Source organism: Faecalibacterium sp. DFI.5.82 (genome assembly GCF_029076575.1).
GTDB lineage: Bacteria > Bacillota > Clostridia > Oscillospirales > Ruminococcaceae > Faecalibacterium > Faecalibacterium duncaniae.
The window spans coordinates 87,457-103,635 of the sequence record NZ_JARFIS010000006.1 but is presented as its reverse complement, the minus strand read 5'-3'; the positions used below and the strand labels follow the sequence as shown (position 1 = coordinate 103,635).

Genomic DNA, 16,179 nt, shown 5'->3' with positions numbered 1-16,179 from the left:
ACGTGCACGCGCGCCGATCTCGGGTTTTGTTTTTGCCGCACCGTAATTTTGGTCAGATTCAGGAGGCATTCAGTTATGGAATGGAGTTTTTTGTTTTTTCTCAACAGCGCACTGCTGGGCGTGGGCCTTGCCATGGACGCGTTTTCGGTCTCGATGGCAAACGGTCTGCATGACCCCGGCATGTCCCGAAAAAGGATGTGCATCATTGCGGGTACCTTTGGCGTGTTTCAGGCCGTGATGCCCATGACGGGCTGGGTCTGCGTCCATACCATCGTGGAGATGTTCTCTTCCTTTGAAACATTCATCCCCTGGATCGCTCTTGCCCTGCTGGGCTATATCGGCGGCAAGATGCTGATCGATGGCATCCGGGGCGAGGAAACCGAGGAAGCCGCCGCGCTGAGTGCCGGTGCTCTCTTCATGCAGGGCGTGGCCACCAGCATTGATGCCCTCTCGGTCGGCTTTACCATTGCGGAGTATGGCTGGCTGATGGCGCTGACGGCTTCCGGCATCATTGCCGTCGTCACCTTCTTCCTCTGCATGGCGGGCCTGCGCATCGGCAAAAAGTTCGGCACCAAGCTCTCCGGCAGGGCCTCTGTGCTGGGCGGTGTCATCCTCATCGGCATTGGGCTGGAGATCTTCATCTCCGGCGTGTTCTTCTGAAAAAGGGACAAAGAAAACCGGCACAGCGTCAGGCAGGCGCTGTGCCGGTTTTGTTCCCCGTGGAACATTTTTAAGGGTGCATTATTTTTCCGGCTCAAAGTAGTCGGCATATTCCCCGGTGAGCTTGGAGCCCAGCCGCCGGATGCCGCCGTAGAGGTGGCGCTCCACCAGCGGTTCAAAGGCGGCAAGATCACACCGCTCAATGGCGGTAATGATGTTCTGGTGGTCGGCAATCACCTCGTCCAGCCCGCCGCTGGTCATGGTGTCCAGCATCCGGAAGCGGCTGTAATCGGCGTGGGCGTTCTGTAAGGTGCGCCAGAGATACATTTTTCCCATGGAGGCAAACCATGTCTCGTGGAGCAGGCGGTCTGCCTCATAGAGCTTGTTGTAGTCGATCTCCTCGGCACGGGCCAGCGCGGCGTAGGCATCGGTCCGCCGCCGGATGAGCGCCCGCTGCTCCGGCGTGCACTTGGGCGAGAAGTCCCGCAGGACGCGGGCTTCCACGGCGGTGCGCTCGTAGATGAGCTCATCCACGATCTCACGGTTCAGCCGGGTCACAGTGGTACCCTTGTAGGGCACGATCTTTACCAGCCCGTTCTCCTGCAGCCGCTGCAGCACCACCCGGATCATGGAACGCGGTGCCCCAAAGCGGGCGCAGAGCGGGTTTTCGCTCAACGAACTGCCCGGCCGCAGGGTCAGGTCGATGATCTCCCGCTCCAGTACAGCGTAAATTTCAGCGTCGGTCTTGTATTGCTGTTCCATATCACTCACCTAGTTGAAATGATTATTCCTTTAGCGGGCTCGCCCTCTCAGTCATCGCTACGCGATGCCAGCTCCCCCAAAGTGGGAGCCCTTGGCAGTCCACGCAAACTTCATCTTTTTGCCAAGGCCTCTCCCTTTGGGAGAGGTGTCACCGCAGGTGACGGAGAGGGCGAGGATGCTGACCATGTGCAACAGCCTTATTCCAAAAACTCCTTCCACGGTGCGGCGGCGGGCAGGGGCAGAGAAAAGGCCATGGGCTTGCCGGTATCCGGGTGCACAAAGCGCAGCCCTGCGCTCTGCAGGGCAATGTCCCCCTTGAACCGGCTGCCATATTTGCCGTCTCCGTAAAGCGGGTGCTTCCGGGAGGCAAACTGCACCCGGATCTGATGCGTCCGCCCGGTGTGGAGCGTGATCTCCGCAAGGCTCAGGGAACCGTCCGGTGCCGTCTCCACGATGCGGTATTCCAGCACGGCTTCCCGCACCCCCTTGCGGGGGCGCTTTACCGGAAAGACCTGGCCCTTCCGGCTGTCCTTGAACAGATAGTCCCGCAGGATGCCCTCGGGTGGCAGCTGTTCGTCCGGCCCGCCTGCGATCACGGCCCGGTATGTTTTAAGAAAGCAGGGCTGTGCCGGTGCACCGGGGCCAGCCTCTGCTCTGCCGTCCAGAATGGCATAAGCCTGCTGACTCTCCGTCACCTGCTTTGTCAGAGCCGCTGCGGCTCCGGGTGTTCTGGCATAGACCATCAGCCCTGAAACGCCGGTGTCCAGCCGGTGGATGACCCCAACGTATGCATCCGGCCTGCCCCACCGCTGGCGCAGAGCAGCGGGCACGCCCTCCTCGCTGGTCAGCCCGGCGGGCTTGTCCAGCACCACAAGGGCAGTATCTTCGTAGAGAATGTTCACAGCTTGCCCTCGTCCAACAGAGCCTTGAGCTTGAGCACGCCTGCAATGGTCTTGCCGTCCTTGATCTCGCCGCGCATCACCATCTCATAGGCCTGGGTCAGCGGTACCCGGTCAGGGGTCAGGAACTCGTCCGCATCCAGATGCATCCGGGTCTCATGCAGACCGGTGGCTACCCAGGTGTAGATGATCTCGGTATCATAGCCCACAGTGGGGTAGAACTCGCCCAGGGAGGTGTACTTGTCGGCGGTCAGGCCGCACTCCTCCTCCAGCTCCCGCTTGGCGGCTTCAAAGGGGTCCTCCCCTTTTTCCAGCTTGCCGGCGGGCAGCTCCCACAGCTCCTGCTGCATGGCGTAGCGGAACTGGCGCACCATGCAGATGGTGCCGTCCTCAAAGTATGGCACGATGCAGGCCCCGCCGTGGTGGTGGACCACCTCGCGGGTGGCGGTCTTTCCATTTTCCAAAAGGGCGGTATCCTTGGTCAGGGTGACCACCCGGCCCTCGAACAGCACCTCACTTGTGAGCGTCTTTTCAAAATGTGCAGCGTCCATCGTATTTGCGTCCTTTCCAGATGATAATGATGCTGGTTCAAGTTTACGGCAACAAAGCGCCGGTTGTCAATTCAAAATTGAGGATAAATGAAGAAAAATACAGCAAAAAAGCCGGATTCTTAATAATCTGTCAGGTTAGATGCAACAAAAAACACAAGCGTAAAAAAGCACCAAAAAATTTCTTGAAATTTTGTTGCGTTTTGCCAGTGGGTTTGCATTTACTTTGAGGGCGGAATTTGCTAATATAATATATGAGCAATAGTGCCTTTTGGGGTTCTCCGGCCCCAGCGGGGCGCGATTGCCCCGCGCAAAAGGTACCAAATTCTGAACAATGGAGGAAGAAAAATGCCTAGAGCAAAGCAAACCATGGATGGCAATACCGCTGCCGCTCATGTAGCATACGCCTACACGGACGTGGCTGCTATCTACCCCATTACCCCGTCTTCTCCGATGGCTGACTCTGTGGACCAGTGGTCCGCAGCCGGTCAGAAGAACATCTTCGGCAACCAGGTCAAGGTCGTCGAGATGGAGTCTGAGGCCGGCGCTGCCGGCGCTGTGCACGGCTCTCTGGGTGCAGGTGCTGTTACCACCACCTTCACCGCTTCTCAGGGCCTGCTGCTGATGATCCCCAACATGTACAAGATCGCTGCTGAGCAGCTGCCCTGCGTGTTCGATGTTTCTGCACGTACCGTTGCTACCCAGTCCCTGAACATCTTCGGTGATCACAGCGACGTTATGGCATGCCGCCAGACCGGCTTCGCAATGCTGGTCGAGAGCAGCGTGCAGGAAGTTATGGATCTGTCCCCTGTTGCCCATCTGGCAGCAATCGAGGGCCGGGTTCCCTTCCTGAACTTCTTCGATGGCTTCCGTACTTCTCACGAGTACCAGAAGATCGAGAAGTGGGACTACGCTGATCTGAAGGAAATGTGCAACATGAAGGCTGTTGAGGAGTTCCGTGCCAAGGCTCTGAACCCCGAGCACCCCAAGATGCGCGGTTCCCACGAGAACGGCGACGTGTTCTTCCAGCACCGTGAGGCCTGCAACTCCGCTTACGACGCACTGCCCGCAGTGGTCGAGAAGTACATGGCCAAGATCAACGAGAAGCTGGGCACCAACTACGATCTGTTCAACTACTACGGCGCACCCGATGCTGACCGTGTCATGATCGCTATGGGCTCTGTCTGCGACGTTGCTGACGAAGTCATCGATTACCTGAACGCCAAGGGCGAGAAGGTCGGTATCGTCAAGGTCCGCCTGTACCGTCCCTGGGTGTCCTCCGCTCTGCTGAAGGTCCTGCCCAAGACTGCCAAGAAGGTTGCAGTTCTGGATCGTACCAAGGAGCCCGGCTCCCTGGGCGAGCCCCTGTACCTGGATGTTGCTGCTACCCTGCGTGAGGCTGGCCTGAACGATGTCGTTCTGACCGGCGGCCGTTACGGCCTGGGCAGCAAGGACACTCCCCCGTCCTCCATCTTCGCTCTGTTCAAGGAGCTGGAGAAGGATCAGCCCAAGGAGCGCTTCACTCTGGGCATCACCGATGATGTCACCGGTCTGTCCCTGCCCGAGGTCAAGCCCGCTCCCATCACCGCAGCTGCTGGCACCAAGGAGTGCAAGTTCTGGGGTCTGGGCGGCGACGGTACTGTCGGCGCAAACAAGAACTCCGTCAAGATCATCGGCGACCACACTGATAAGTATGTTCAGGCATACTTCCAGTATGACTCCAAGAAGACCGGCGGCGTGACCATCAGCCACCTGCGTTTCGGCGACAAGCCCATCCGCAGCCCCTACTACATCAACCAGGCTGACTTCGTGGCCTGCCACAACCCCGCTTACATCCACATGGGCATGAAGATGGTCCAGGATGTCAAGCCCGGCGGCGTGTTCATGATCAACTGCCAGTGGACCGATGAGGAGCTGGGCCAGCACCTGAACGCTGAGGCCAAGAAGTACATTGCTGACAACAACATTCAGCTGTACACCATCAACGCCATCGATAAGGCAATCGAGATCGGTATGGGCAAGCGCACCAATACCATCCTGCAGTCCGCTTTCTTCAAGCTGGCTGACGTTATGCCCATCGAGGACGCTGTCAACTTCATGAAGCAGGCAGCTCAGAAGAGCTACGGCAAGAAGGGCCAGGACGTTGTTGAGATGAACTGGAAGGCCATCGATGCTGGTGTTGACGCGATCCACAAGGTCGACGTTCCCGCTTCCTGGTCCAACCCCGAGGCTGATCCCGCTCCCAAGGCTCTCACCGGCCGTCCGGAGCTGGTCAAGCAGATCCGTGATGTCATGGAGCCCATCGCTCGTATGGACGGCGACAGCCTGCCCGTTTCCGCTTTCGTTGCAAATGCAAACGGCGAGTGGGAGCAGGGCGCATCTGCATACGAGAAGCGCGGCACCGCTGTGAACGTTCCCGAGTGGGATGCTTCCAAGTGCGTCGGCTGCAACCAGTGTGCATTCGTCTGCTCTCATGCTACCATCCGTCCCTTCCAGCTGACCGCTGACGAGCTGGCAGCTGCTCCTGCTCAGACCAAGAGCCGTGACAACCGCCCCGCAAACGAGTACAAGTTTGTGATGGCTGTTTCTCCTCTGGACTGCATGGGCTGCGGCGAGTGCGTCACCGTCTGCCCCACCAAGGCAATTACTATGGTTCCTCAGGAGAGCCAGGCCGATCAGCAGGCAGTCTTCGACTACTGCGTCGCCAACATCTCCAAGAAGCCCAGCAAGTTTGCTGATGACACCGTTATTGGTTCTCAGTTCAACCAGCCCCTGCTGGAGTTCTCTGGCTCCTGCGCAGGCTGTGCCGAGACCTCTTACGCTCGCCTGATCACTCAGCTGTTCGGCGAGAAGATGTACATCTCCAACGCTACCGGCTGCTCCTCTATCTGGGGCGGTACCGCTTCCATCTCTCCGTACACCGTCAACAAGGACAGCGGCCATGGTCCTGCATGGTGCAACTCCCTGTTCGAGGATAACGCTGAGCATGGTCTGGGCCTGTACCTCGGCCAGAAGACCGTTCGTGAGAACCTGATCAAGCGCATTGCTGAGGTTGCTGGTTCTGACAAGGCTTCCGCTGAGCTGAAGGCTGCCTTCGACAAGTTCATGGAGACCAAGAACAACACCAAGGCAAACGACGAACCCGCCAAGGCTCTGATCGCTGAGCTGGAGAAGGCTGCTGCCGCTGGCTGCACCGAGTCCGCTGAGATCCTGAAGAGCAAGGAGTTCATCGCCAAGAAGTCCGTCTGGATCTTCGGTGGTGACGGCTGGGCATACGACATCGGCTTCGGCGGCCTGGATCACGTCCTGGCTTCCGGCGAGGATGTCAACGTCATGGTCTTCGATACTGAGATGTACTCCAACACCGGTGGACAGGCATCCAAGGCTTCCAACATTGGTGAGGTCTGCCAGTTCGCTGCTGCTGGTAAGGAGATCAGCAAGAAGAGCCTGTCCGAGATTGCAATGACCTACGGTTACATCTATGTTGCTCAGATCGCTCTGGGCGCTAACATGAACCAGGCTGTCAAGGCAATCGCTGAGGCTGAGGCTTATCCCGGCCCCTCTCTGATCATCGGCTACGCTCCCTGTGAGCTGCACGGTGTGAAGGGCGGCATGACCAACTGCCAGAACGAGATGAAGAAGGCAGTTGAGGCTGGTTACTGGAACCTGTTCACCTTCAACCCCGCCAACAAGGCTCAGGGCAAGAACCCCTTCACCCTGACCTCCAAGGCTGTGGATGCCGAGAAGTATCAGGCACTGCTGGCAAACGAGACCCGTTACAGCCGCCTGACCCGTGCATTCCCCGAGCGTGCAAAGGCTCTGTTCGCACGCAACGAGCAGGTTGCAAACGATCGTTACGAGCACCTGACCCGTCTGGTCGAGCTGTACAAGTAATCCTGTTTTCTGAACAATGGCTGGCAATGGCCGCAGCGGCACCCTAGTCCGCAAGGCGGCTGCTCCGCACTGGCGATTACTGCGCAACGCAGCAGTGCGAAACTGCGGCCCTGCTGCCCTGAACAGAGCATGATGAACGTGCAAACGAGCATTTGCGCAAACTTCTGATTTCATTCCCTCGCCCGCCGCGGCCCGCGAACCGCGCCGGGCAGGGTGTTTGAAATACCAAAGCGCCCGCGAGGGTCCTTGAAAGCACACCCCGCGTGTGTCAGGAGCATAAGGTCTGGCAACAGATACCTTGTTCCGCCTGCTGCATAAGACCTGCCCTGCAGGGATCTTGCCGCAGTCAAAAACGAATCCGTTTTTAGCGCCCCGCTCACTTTATAGTGAACGGGGCGTATTTTTGTGTAAGGAAACAGAAACCGCTGTACGGAATGTTCCATACAGCGGTTCTCTCATCCATATACTATTTTGCGGGAGCAGGAATGAATTCAATTTTGACCTGCATTCCCATACCGGCAGCAAGGCGTTGCAGCGTCCGCAGAGAAGGATTTGCGTTGCCGTTTTCCAGCTTGCTGATGTCTGCCTGAGCAATGCCAGTACGCTCCGAGAGCTCCTTCTGGGTCAGGCCGCTTACCTTCCGGGCATCGATCATTGCCTGTACCAGCGAAAGCTCTGGCTGAAGTGCCTCCCACTCCGCTTTGAATTCAGGGTCTTCCAGTTGTTTGTTGAGAAAATTCCGAAAGTCACTCACGATATCTTCTCCTTTCGTTCAAGATAGTCTGCACGATATTTTTTGGCCAGGGCAATTTCCTCTGGTGGCGTTTTTTGCGTTTTCTTGATAAAGCCGTTGGTCAGAACAATGCGCTTTCCAATGTAAAAGAAATACAGAACACGTGTGATATTGCTGCTCTGCTTAGCACGGATCTCAAAAATCCCGTCCCCAATAAACTTGGAGTAGGGCTCTCGCAGCTGTGGTCCGTTGGCTTCCAGCAGTGCGACAGCACCCAATACCTTTGCACGCATTTTGGTGTCAAGGGATTCCAGAAAATCATCTACCGGACAGTCGCCATTCTCCTTATGGTAGAAGTCTACATCGTAACATTCCAAGCGGCAGCCCTCCTCTATGGGATATATCCCATTTCTATAATATATGATATGTCCCATTTTGTCAAGGGTGCGATAAAAATATCTTCTCGCTATTTTACAATTTCTTCATAGGATTTTCATGCAAACCCGTGCTTTTGGTGCTATACTACTGACATAAGGAACCGGGGCCGCAACCGATTCCTTGTACATGATTCCTCCTCACACCAAGGCAATATCCAAACAGAAAGCCCCTTTCAGTGGTCCGCAAGCACTGGAAGGGGCTTTCTGCGTGTTTTGGTGGAAATTCCCGCCTGATTCGGTGCATTTAGGGTTGACCGGCCTTTTGGGCGGCGCTATAATAAAAAGTGGAAAAGATCTTTAGGAGGTGAACGCAGGACAATGGACCCGGATCATAGTCGAAGATGCGGTTTTGGTGCGATAGGACGGGACATGGAGCAGGCTGCGTTCGCCTTTTTTGCCCGGTAAGAGGTGCTGTTCGGGCACTTCTCAGCGGGGAGAAAGGGCGCGGCTTTGTGCGCGTGGAAGCCTTGGCAAGGGGTGGATGCGGGCCGTTGGCGGCGCTTTTTGTTTTGCCCTGTACCAACCGCCGGAATACGGTAGGAGGTACGCAAAATGGAAATGGAAGAAAAGAAAAACGAACTGAACGAGGCCGCCCTGCCTGTGCAGGAGCTGCCCGCTGATATCCCGGACGAGGTGCGCCAGAAGCTGGCCAAAGATCTGAACGAGGAAGCTACAGAGGACCTGAAGCAGGACATCCGGGAAGCCGAGAAAGAGGAGGCCCGGGACGAGGAGGTCAAGGCTGACCCCGAGATGCTGACCAAGAGCCGCCTGCTCAAGATGCTGGTAAAAAAGCAGTACGTCAAGCTGCGTGAGGTCACCGAGGAGGAGCAGCCCGCCGACCTGGCAGAGCTGCTGGAGGAGCTGGACGAGAACAACCGTCTGGTGGTGTTCCGCCTGCTGAAAAAGGAAGTGGCCACTGAGGCTTTCGCCTATATGTCCGATGAAGCCCGGGATGACCTGGTCAACGCCTTCTCCGACGTGGAGCTGGTCAGCGCCATTGAGGAGATGAGCCTGGACGATGCTGCCGACCTGCTGGAGGATATGCCCGCAGGCGTGGTCAAGCGGGTGCTGGAAAAATCCTCCAAGCAGACCCGCGAGAGCCTGAACAAGCTGCTGAACTACCCCGAGAGCTCGGCCGGCAGCCTGATGACCCCTGAATATGTCCGGCTGAAAAAAGAGATGAATGTCCGGCAGGCGCTGGATGCCATCCGGCGGCAGGGCGAGAACGCCGAGACCGTCTATATCAACTATGTTGTGGAGCGCAACCGCCTGAAGGGTGTTGTCTCTGCCCGTGACCTGCTGCTGGCAGACCCTGATACCCCGCTGGTCGATATTATGGACGACAACGTGGTCACCGTGAAAGTCACGGATGACCAGGAGTTCGTGGCCCGTGAGATGCAGCGCTACGACTTTACCGCAATGCCCGTTGTGGACAACGAGGGCATGTTTGTAGGCATTATCACCATCGACGATGCAATCGATGTTCTGACCGATGAGAGCACCGAAGATATGCAGAAGATGGCTGCTATTCTGCCTGCAGATGAGGCCACGACTTATTTTGGCACCAGTGTCTGGACCCACGCCAAGCAGCGCATCCCCTGGCTGCTGATCCTGATGCTGTCGGCCACCTTTACTGGTATGGTCACCACCCATTACGAGGAAGCCTTTGTGAGCCTGCCCCTGCTGGTCTCCTTCATGCCCATGCTGATGGATACTGCCGGCAACTGCGGTAACCAGATCAGCACCCTGATGGTGCGCGGTCTGGCACTGGGCGAGGTGGAACCCGCCGATTTCCTCAAGGTGCTGGCCAAGGAACTCCGCGTTTCCGCGATCGTGGGTGCGGTGCTGGGCGTGGTGAACGGTCTGCGCATCTACCTGATGTACACCTTCATCTTTGCCGGTCAGTATGACAATGTGATAGGTTACGCTATCGTTGTCAGCGTGTCGCTGTTCTTCAGCGTCATCCTGGCAAAGCTGGTGGGCGGTATGCTGCCCCTTGCCGCCAAGAAGCTGGGTGCGGACCCGGCCATCATGGCGACCCCCTTCATCACCACCATCGTGGATGCCTGCAGCTTGATCCTGTACTTCCAGATCGCGCAGATCGTGTTCCGGAATATGATGTAACGTTTGATTTTATAGGAGCAACCCTCTCCGTCAAAGCCTGACGGCTTTGCCAGCTCCCCCAAGGGGGAGCCTATTGCTGGCCTGAGATAAAGGCAGCATAGCCTCGCCCTTTGGGAGAGGTGGCAGCGCGCAGCGATGACGGAGAGGGCTGTTTCTTTTTGTTGAAAACTCAGGTTTTCCCGCTGTTTTCCACAGGTCGATTTTTGTAGAAAGCGGGTGTGGAAAACTAGCGGTTCCTTCATTCCAACGGGGAGAAATTCAACGAGCGGATTTTCTGCCCGCTGTAAAAAGTAAATTTTCGGGTTTGACTTTCTTTCAGAAAAAAGGTGCAAAGGCCCATAATTCCCCTGATTTTCGCAAAGATCCGCGCGGTACAATACACCATGTATAAACCGCTTCACAGGAAAATGTGGAAAACTCAGTGGAAAAAGTGGAAAACATCGTGGGAAAACCGGGACTTTTTTCACAATTCCAGTGGAAAACCCAGTGGAAAGAGTGGATAAGTCCATCTGAATGCACCAAAAATGGATACAACCTGCTGTTTTAGCACTCGGATGAACAGACAGCCAGATCCCTTTGTTCACACCCTTCGCCTTGAATGGCCCTGCCAATCATGGTACAATGAAAAAAGAGAGCGTTCCCGGCCAACGGGGCGCAAATTTACGAATAACGGAGGCTTCTGCCCATGAACTGGATCACCAAGCTGGAACGGAAATACGGCCGGTTCTGCATTCCCAACCTCATCAACATCCTCATCGGCGGCCAGATCCTGGTCTACGCCATTGAACTGTTCGTCAACCAGTATATTTCCTTTTATCTCTCCCTGAGCCGCAGTGCCCTGTTCGCCGGGCAGATCTGGCGGCTGTTCACCTTTGTGCTGGTGCCTTTTTCGGGCGGCGGGCCGCTCAGCGTGGTGCTGGGCATCTATTTTACCTGGTTCGTCGGCAGTGCGCTGGAACGGGAGTGGGGCGATTTCCGCTTCAACCTCTACGTCCTGCTGGGGATGGCAGGCGCGTGGCTGGCCTGCCTGCTGACAGGCTCTGCCGATACCTACTGCCTGTCCCTCTCCCTTCTGCTGGCCTTTGCCATGCTTTACCCGGAGCTGCAGGTGCTGCTCTTCTTCGTCATCCCCCTCAAGGTGAAGTATTTCGGCATCTTTGCCGCCGCCCTGTGGGTGTTCAGCTTCCTGAGCATGGGGATGCTGGGCAAGCTGAACTATCTGCTCTGTATGCTGGGCTTCCTTCTGTTCTTCGGGCCGCAGGCCTGGCATAACATCCGCGCCTGGGTGCGCCGGGAGCAGTGGAAGAGGAAAAATCGGAGATGATGATTGATCGTCTGGAAGGCAATTCGGAATTAAAGACCAGCGTCCGGCTGATGCTGGGGGGCCGCCGCATGACCCACAGTGTTCTGCTGGTGGGCGAAGAGGGGCTGGGAACCGGGTTTGCGGCCCGCTGTGTGGCGGCGGATTACCTTTACCCCAACGGCGGCGCGCCCGCCGAAGCCCTGCTCCGGGGCGAGTGCTGCCGTGCCGTGGCAAAGGCCGGTAAGCGCGACAGCGGCCAGATCGAGACAGGCATCGTCCGGGAAGCCATCTCCGTGACCGGTATGGGCAGCGGCGGGCGGTATCTGGTCGGTCAGGTCACGGCCATGCGCAGCGAGATCTTCAATACCAGCCTTTCGGCAGAGGGGCGCGCAGTGCTGCTCTACCATGTGGAGCGGATGAACGAGGAATCGGCCAACGCCCTGCTGAAGGTCATGGAGGAGCCGCCCGAAGGTGTGCTTTTTCTGTTGACAGCGGATTCGCTGGCGGGCGTTCTGCCCACCATCCGGAGCCGCTGCATCAGCTTTGCAGTGGCTCCCGTTTCCCCCACCGATTGTGCCCGCTACTGCACCGCACAGGGGGTGGACAGCAAGGATGCCGCCCTGTACAGTGAGCTGTTCGATGGCCACATTGGAACGGTGCTGGATGCGGCCCGGGACGAGGTCCGCCGGGCGCAGGTGGACAAGGCGCTTGCCCTTGCCAAAGCAGCGGCCGCGCAGGACAGCTATGCCGCCGCCGTTCTGCTGTCAGCTTACGAAAAGGATAAGGTGGGGGCCGCCGCTCTGCTGGCTGATTTCCGGGCCGTAGCGGCCGCCGGACTGCGCGGCAGCCCCCGTGCCCCGGTGCAGGGTGATGCCGCCCGCAAGGCCCTTGCAGCCGCCGATGCGGCGATCCAGCGGCTGGGCGCACAGGTGAACCCCAAGATCACCTTGAGCGTGCTGGCAATGAAGTTCCGGACATTCTGATAAAAAAGAGCAGCCTTTACCCTCTCCGTCATTGCTTGCGCAATGCCACCTCTCCCGAAGGGAGAGGCAAAACATCAAAGAGGGTAAATGCTGCTATATATGGAATAGCCCTTGGCTCCCTCTTCGGGGGAGCTGTCGAGCGTTAGCGAGACTGAGAGGGTGAGATCATCTTCTCCGTGCTTTTCTGCGCCGGCCCAGATTCAGCGAGCCGCCCCCGGCAACAAGGGTGAAGAAGCTGAGAACAGCCAGAAGAACGATGAGAGCCGCCATCAGGAGAAGTGTGGACTGAAGGTCGGTGCGAAAGTCGGAGACATACTCCTGATGGGTCACAAGGTCTACCGTGCCCACCTCATAGCCGTCCAGATAAACGGTGGCTGTGCCAAGGACAGCCCCATCCTTGACGGTGGCGGAGATGTTCTCCTGAAGGTCGTAGGTGAAGGTCACCTTGTCGTCCGCATGGCCGTAGCCGCTGACCGGCGCGGCAGCGTAAAGCTCCACTTCCTCATAAGAGCGGCACTTCTTCAGGGGGGCGGTGGTCAGCGGGGTCTCGGTGTCCACCAGCTCCCGGTCAGAAAAGCTTGCAAAGGCCCAGTCCAGGATCTCGGAGGCCTCCCTGTAAATGTTGTCAAGGTCAGAGCCCAGCACCACCAGCCCGTAGGTATGGCCATCCTTCTGGGCAAAGGTCACATAGCACCGGCCCGCCAAGGTGGTAAAACCGGTCTTCATGCCCCGGATGTAATCCCGGTAGTAGGGGTACTCCGGGTTGAGCATCAGGTTGGTGGAGGTGATGGTGCGCTCGTTCTGGTGCAGGTTGGTGGCAGGCAGAGTATAACTCAGGGTGTTTGCCACCTGCATATAGGTCTCATTCTCGGCGCAGGCCTTGGCGATCAGGGCCAGATCGTGGGCCGAAGAGACGTTGCCGTAATCATACAGGCCGTGCACACAGGTAAAACTGGTGCTGGTGCAGCCCAGCTCTTTGGCACGCTGGTTCATCCGGGCCACAAAGGCGGTCAGGTCGCCGTCCGAAACATCACTGGCGATCGCGCTGGCCGCGTCGTTGGCGCTGGCCACCAGCAGGCCGTACAGCAGGTCGATGCGGCGCACCGTTTCACCGATGCGCAGGTTGATGGTGCTGCCGTTGGCGTTCTGGATGTCCTTGAACTCCTGGGTCAGGCTGGCGGGGATGGTGATCTCCGCGTTCATGTCCTTGCCGCTTTCCAGAAACAGCAGGGCTGTCATCATCTTGGTCAGGCTGGCAATGTAGCGCTGCTGGTCCGCGTTCTGTTCCAGAATGGGCTTGTCGATGTCCGCGTTGAACAGATAGACCGACTCGCCCTCGTTCACGGTCTGGATGGGCATTTCGTATGCGGCCAGACCAGGCAGGACAAGGGTCAGGGCCAGCGCTGCGGTCAGCAGCAGGGCCGCCGCCCGGCGGAAGAGAGTAGAGTTCTGCATAAGCGTATCCTCCAACGGAAGCTCCCGGCTTCCCTGAATCAAAAACTAAAACACTATATAAAAGAATACCATAAATGACGGAAAAGAGAAAGGTGGTTTTTCACAATGTTGTTGCCTTTTGGTGGAAAAGTTCCCCGGGACGAGGGTGCGGTGTTTGTGGCACCCAACGCCACGGTGCTGGGCGATGTGGTGCTGGGGCCGGGCTCCTCGGTCTGGTATGGTGCGGTTCTGCGCGGGGACGACGGCACCCTGACCCTGGGCGAGAACACCAATGTGCAGGATAATGCGGTGCTCCACTGTGACCCGGGCGGGGCGGTCACGCTGGGCAAAAACGTGACCGTGGGCCACTGTGCCCTTGTCCACGGGTGCACCGTGGGAGACGGTTCCCTGATCGGGATGCACGCCACCCTGCTCAACCACTGTGTTGTGGGCAAAAACTGCATCATCGGGGCCGGTGCGCTGGTGCCGGAAGGCAAGATCATTCCGGACGATTCCCTTGTGGTGGGGGTTCCGGGGAAGATCATCAAGCAGGTCAGCCCCGAACAGGCAGCCGCCAGCCTTGCCAATGCCGCCCACTATGTGGGGGAGGGCCGCCGTCACGCCGCAGCCCTGCGGAAAGAGGAAAAAGGTGAAAACGAGTGAGCGAAATAATTTCGTGCGAAGCTTAACAGAATTTTCACAAGATTTCACAAGAAAGTAATGACTTTTGCGCCGAAATCGGGTATACTATGAGCACAAGGGAGCGGGGCCGCAACCGTCTCCCTTGCACATGATTCCTCCTCACACCAAAGCAATACCCCAAAACAAGAGTCCCCTCCGGTGTACCGCAAGCGCCGGAGGGGACTTTTGTTTGTCTGAAACAGCACCCCCGGCGGAGCGATCCTCTGCCGGGGGCGCTGTGTTATATCAAGTTTCAGAGGGAACCGTAGATGCCGCGTACGGAGACCTCGCCGGTGAACACATGCTCCTCGCCGCTGTCGGTGCGGACAACAAGACGGCCCTCCTCGTCTACATCCACGGCCTCGCCTGCTCCCTGCCCGCCGTCCGGCAGGTCAAAGGTCACCCGCCGTCCGATGTTGACACAGGCGGCCTTGTACTCCTCCCGGAAAGGTGCAAAGCCATCCCGCGCAAAGGTGTACAGGGGCCGATCAAAGCCGAAATCCGTCAAAGCCTCGGCCAGCCAGCCGGGATCCTGCTCCAGATCGATCGCGGCACCCTGCAGGGCCAGCGAGGTGCCATGGGGCAGGTCGGCGGCATCAAAATAACTCTGCGGCTGGGCCAGGTTGATGCCAATGCCGCACAGGATGCCCCGGCCCTGCTGCTGGTAGCCGTAGCAGACGCTTTCGCACAGGATGCCCACGATCTTTTTGCCGTTCAGCAGCAGGTCGTTGGGCCACTTGATCTGGCAGTCCACGCCGTAGCGCAGGGCCAGCTGCCTGCGCACGGCAAGGCTGGCCAGCAGGGGCAGGGTGGCGGGCTGCGCCAGCGGCTCCCGGATGGCGACCGTGTAGTACAGCGCCTTGCCCTCGGCGTTGACCCAGGTGCGGCCCAGGCGGCCCCGCCCGGCGGTCTGGTTGGTGGTGTATACCGCGCCCACCGGGCCGAACTCTTCAAAATGCTCTTTCATATACGCGTTGGTGCTGCCGCATTCGGGCAGATAACGCACCTCATTGATGCTCATTGCTGCGGTACCTCTTTGTGTGCAAAGCTGGTGATCTTGCCCTTGTCCAACAGCATCACACCGTAGGTGTTGGGGCCGGTGTAGCAGCGGCCGCAGGAACCCGGGTTGAACAGGAACACGCCGTTTTTCTGGAGGGCGATGGGTTTGTGGGTGTGGCCGAACAATGCCACCTCAGCGCCGCGGGCGGCGGCGGCATCCGCCAGCGTGTCCAGATCGTATTTTACACCGTACATGTGACCGTGGGTATAGAAAACGACCACCTGATCGAAGGCGGCCAGCCCGTCCAGCGGCTCCAACGCGCCAAAATCGCAGTTGCCGGCCACGGCGTAGACCTTCATTTTGGGGTGCAGGGTCAGCGCCTCTTCCAGGTCGCGCAGGCCATCTCCCAAAAAGACAACGGCATTTGCATCGCTTTCTGCGTGCAGGATGCGCTCTACTGCACTGGCGCTGTTGTGGCTGTCGCTCAGGATCAAAAGTTTCGTCACGGGACTACGTCCTCCTTATTTATACGTATTAAACCTCTCAGTCGCCTTCGGCGACAGGCTCGGGTTGCGGCTCCCAGCATCCAATTCGTGTTGTAAACAACACTTATGTCTTGCTGGCCGCGGCCCCAACAGCAACGCCCTTTATCCGCCACTGGCGGCGGTTGTTGCTGTTGCTCCTGGTAGGGGAGCCAAGCTTACGTTCCTGTCTCTCCTAT

Annotated in this window: 14 protein-coding genes; 6 read left to right on the top strand and 8 right to left on the bottom strand. The window is 58.0% G+C overall.

Annotated elements, in window-relative coordinates:
• Positions 1–75: 75 nt before the first annotated feature.
• Complete coding sequence (locus tag P0G09_RS09165; RefSeq protein WP_275252503.1) at positions 76–660, top strand: manganese efflux pump MntP family protein; 585 nt, start codon at positions 76–78, stop codon at positions 658–660.
• A gap of 81 nt (positions 661–741) precedes the next feature.
• Here P0G09_RS09165 and P0G09_RS09160 read toward each other — a convergent pair whose 3' ends face one another.
• The 3 genes from P0G09_RS09160 to P0G09_RS09150 all read right to left on the bottom strand — a co-directional run bounded on the left by P0G09_RS09160 (position 742) and on the right by P0G09_RS09150 (position 2,872).
• Positions 742–1,422: a GntR family transcriptional regulator gene (locus P0G09_RS09160; RefSeq protein ID WP_275252502.1), complete on the bottom strand. Its 681-nt coding sequence runs from the start codon at positions 1,420–1,422 to the stop codon at positions 742–744.
• Between the two features lie 197 nt (positions 1,423–1,619).
• On the bottom strand, positions 1,620–2,324 hold the full coding sequence (locus P0G09_RS09155; protein WP_275252501.1) for an RluA family pseudouridine synthase: 705 nt from the start codon (positions 2,322–2,324) through the stop codon (positions 1,620–1,622).
• Positions 2,321–2,872, bottom strand: a complete 552-nt coding sequence (locus P0G09_RS09150) for an NUDIX hydrolase (protein ID WP_097773087.1) — start codon at positions 2,870–2,872, stop codon at positions 2,321–2,323. The genes P0G09_RS09155 and P0G09_RS09150 overlap by 4 nt, the downstream gene beginning before the upstream one ends.
• A 345-nt stretch (positions 2,873–3,217) precedes the next feature.
• On the opposite strand from P0G09_RS09150, the gene nifJ reads away from it, so the two are divergent.
• Positions 3,218–6,763, top strand: a complete 3,546-nt coding sequence (nifJ, locus tag P0G09_RS09145) for a pyruvate:ferredoxin (flavodoxin) oxidoreductase (RefSeq protein WP_156068953.1) — start codon at positions 3,218–3,220, stop codon at positions 6,761–6,763.
• Positions 6,764–7,229: 466 nt separating this feature from the next.
• Here nifJ and P0G09_RS09140 read toward each other — a convergent pair whose 3' ends face one another.
• Positions 7,230–7,517, bottom strand: a complete 288-nt coding sequence (locus P0G09_RS09140) for a helix-turn-helix transcriptional regulator (protein ID WP_097769886.1) — start codon at positions 7,515–7,517, stop codon at positions 7,230–7,232.
• Positions 7,514–7,873 carry a type II toxin-antitoxin system RelE/ParE family toxin gene (locus tag P0G09_RS09135; protein WP_035393236.1) on the bottom strand — a complete coding sequence of 120 codons (360 nt, stop codon included), beginning with the start codon at positions 7,871–7,873 and terminating at the stop codon, positions 7,514–7,516. The genes P0G09_RS09140 and P0G09_RS09135 overlap by 4 nt, the downstream gene beginning before the upstream one ends.
• A gap of 612 nt (positions 7,874–8,485) precedes the next feature.
• Here P0G09_RS09135 and mgtE point away from each other — a divergent pair.
• The 3 genes from mgtE (at position 8,486) to P0G09_RS09120 (ending at position 12,343) form a co-directional block, all read left to right on the top strand.
• Positions 8,486–10,057: a magnesium transporter gene (gene mgtE, locus P0G09_RS09130; protein WP_275252500.1), complete on the top strand. Its 1,572-nt coding sequence runs from the start codon at positions 8,486–8,488 to the stop codon at positions 10,055–10,057.
• A 685-nt stretch (positions 10,058–10,742) separates the two neighbouring features.
• A complete protein-coding gene (locus P0G09_RS09125; protein ID WP_097769884.1) occupies positions 10,743–11,381 on the top strand; it encodes a rhomboid family intramembrane serine protease in 639 nt (212 codons plus the stop codon).
• A complete protein-coding gene (locus tag P0G09_RS09120) occupies positions 11,378–12,343 on the top strand; it encodes a hypothetical protein (RefSeq protein ID WP_275252499.1) in 966 nt (321 codons plus the stop codon). Before P0G09_RS09125 ends, P0G09_RS09120 begins: the two co-directional genes overlap by 4 nt.
• Before the next feature lie 165 nt (positions 12,344–12,508).
• Here the strand turns inward: P0G09_RS09120 and P0G09_RS09115 are convergent, their stop codons facing one another.
• Positions 12,509–13,798 (bottom strand): D-alanyl-D-alanine carboxypeptidase, encoded by a 1,290-nt coding sequence (locus P0G09_RS09115; RefSeq protein WP_156066843.1) that lies wholly within the window; start codon positions 13,796–13,798, stop codon positions 12,509–12,511.
• 105 nt (positions 13,799–13,903) lie between these two features.
• On the opposite strand from P0G09_RS09115, the gene P0G09_RS09110 reads away from it, so the two are divergent.
• Complete coding sequence (locus P0G09_RS09110; protein ID WP_097773083.1) at positions 13,904–14,440, top strand: gamma carbonic anhydrase family protein; 537 nt, start codon at positions 13,904–13,906, stop codon at positions 14,438–14,440.
• A 271-nt stretch (positions 14,441–14,711) separates the two neighbouring features.
• Here the strand turns inward: P0G09_RS09110 and P0G09_RS09105 are convergent, their stop codons facing one another.
• Both P0G09_RS09105 and P0G09_RS09100 read right to left on the bottom strand, forming a co-directional pair.
• The gene (locus tag P0G09_RS09105; protein WP_005929057.1) at positions 14,712–15,479 is read right to left on the bottom strand and encodes a biotin--[acetyl-CoA-carboxylase] ligase; all 768 of its coding nucleotides are present in this window, start codon (positions 15,477–15,479) and stop codon (positions 14,712–14,714) included.
• Entirely contained in the window at positions 15,476–15,964 is a 489-nt protein-coding gene (locus tag P0G09_RS09100; RefSeq protein WP_005929053.1) for a YfcE family phosphodiesterase, read from the bottom strand. Before P0G09_RS09100 ends, P0G09_RS09105 begins: the two co-directional genes overlap by 4 nt.
• Positions 15,965–16,179: the final 215 nt, after the last annotated feature.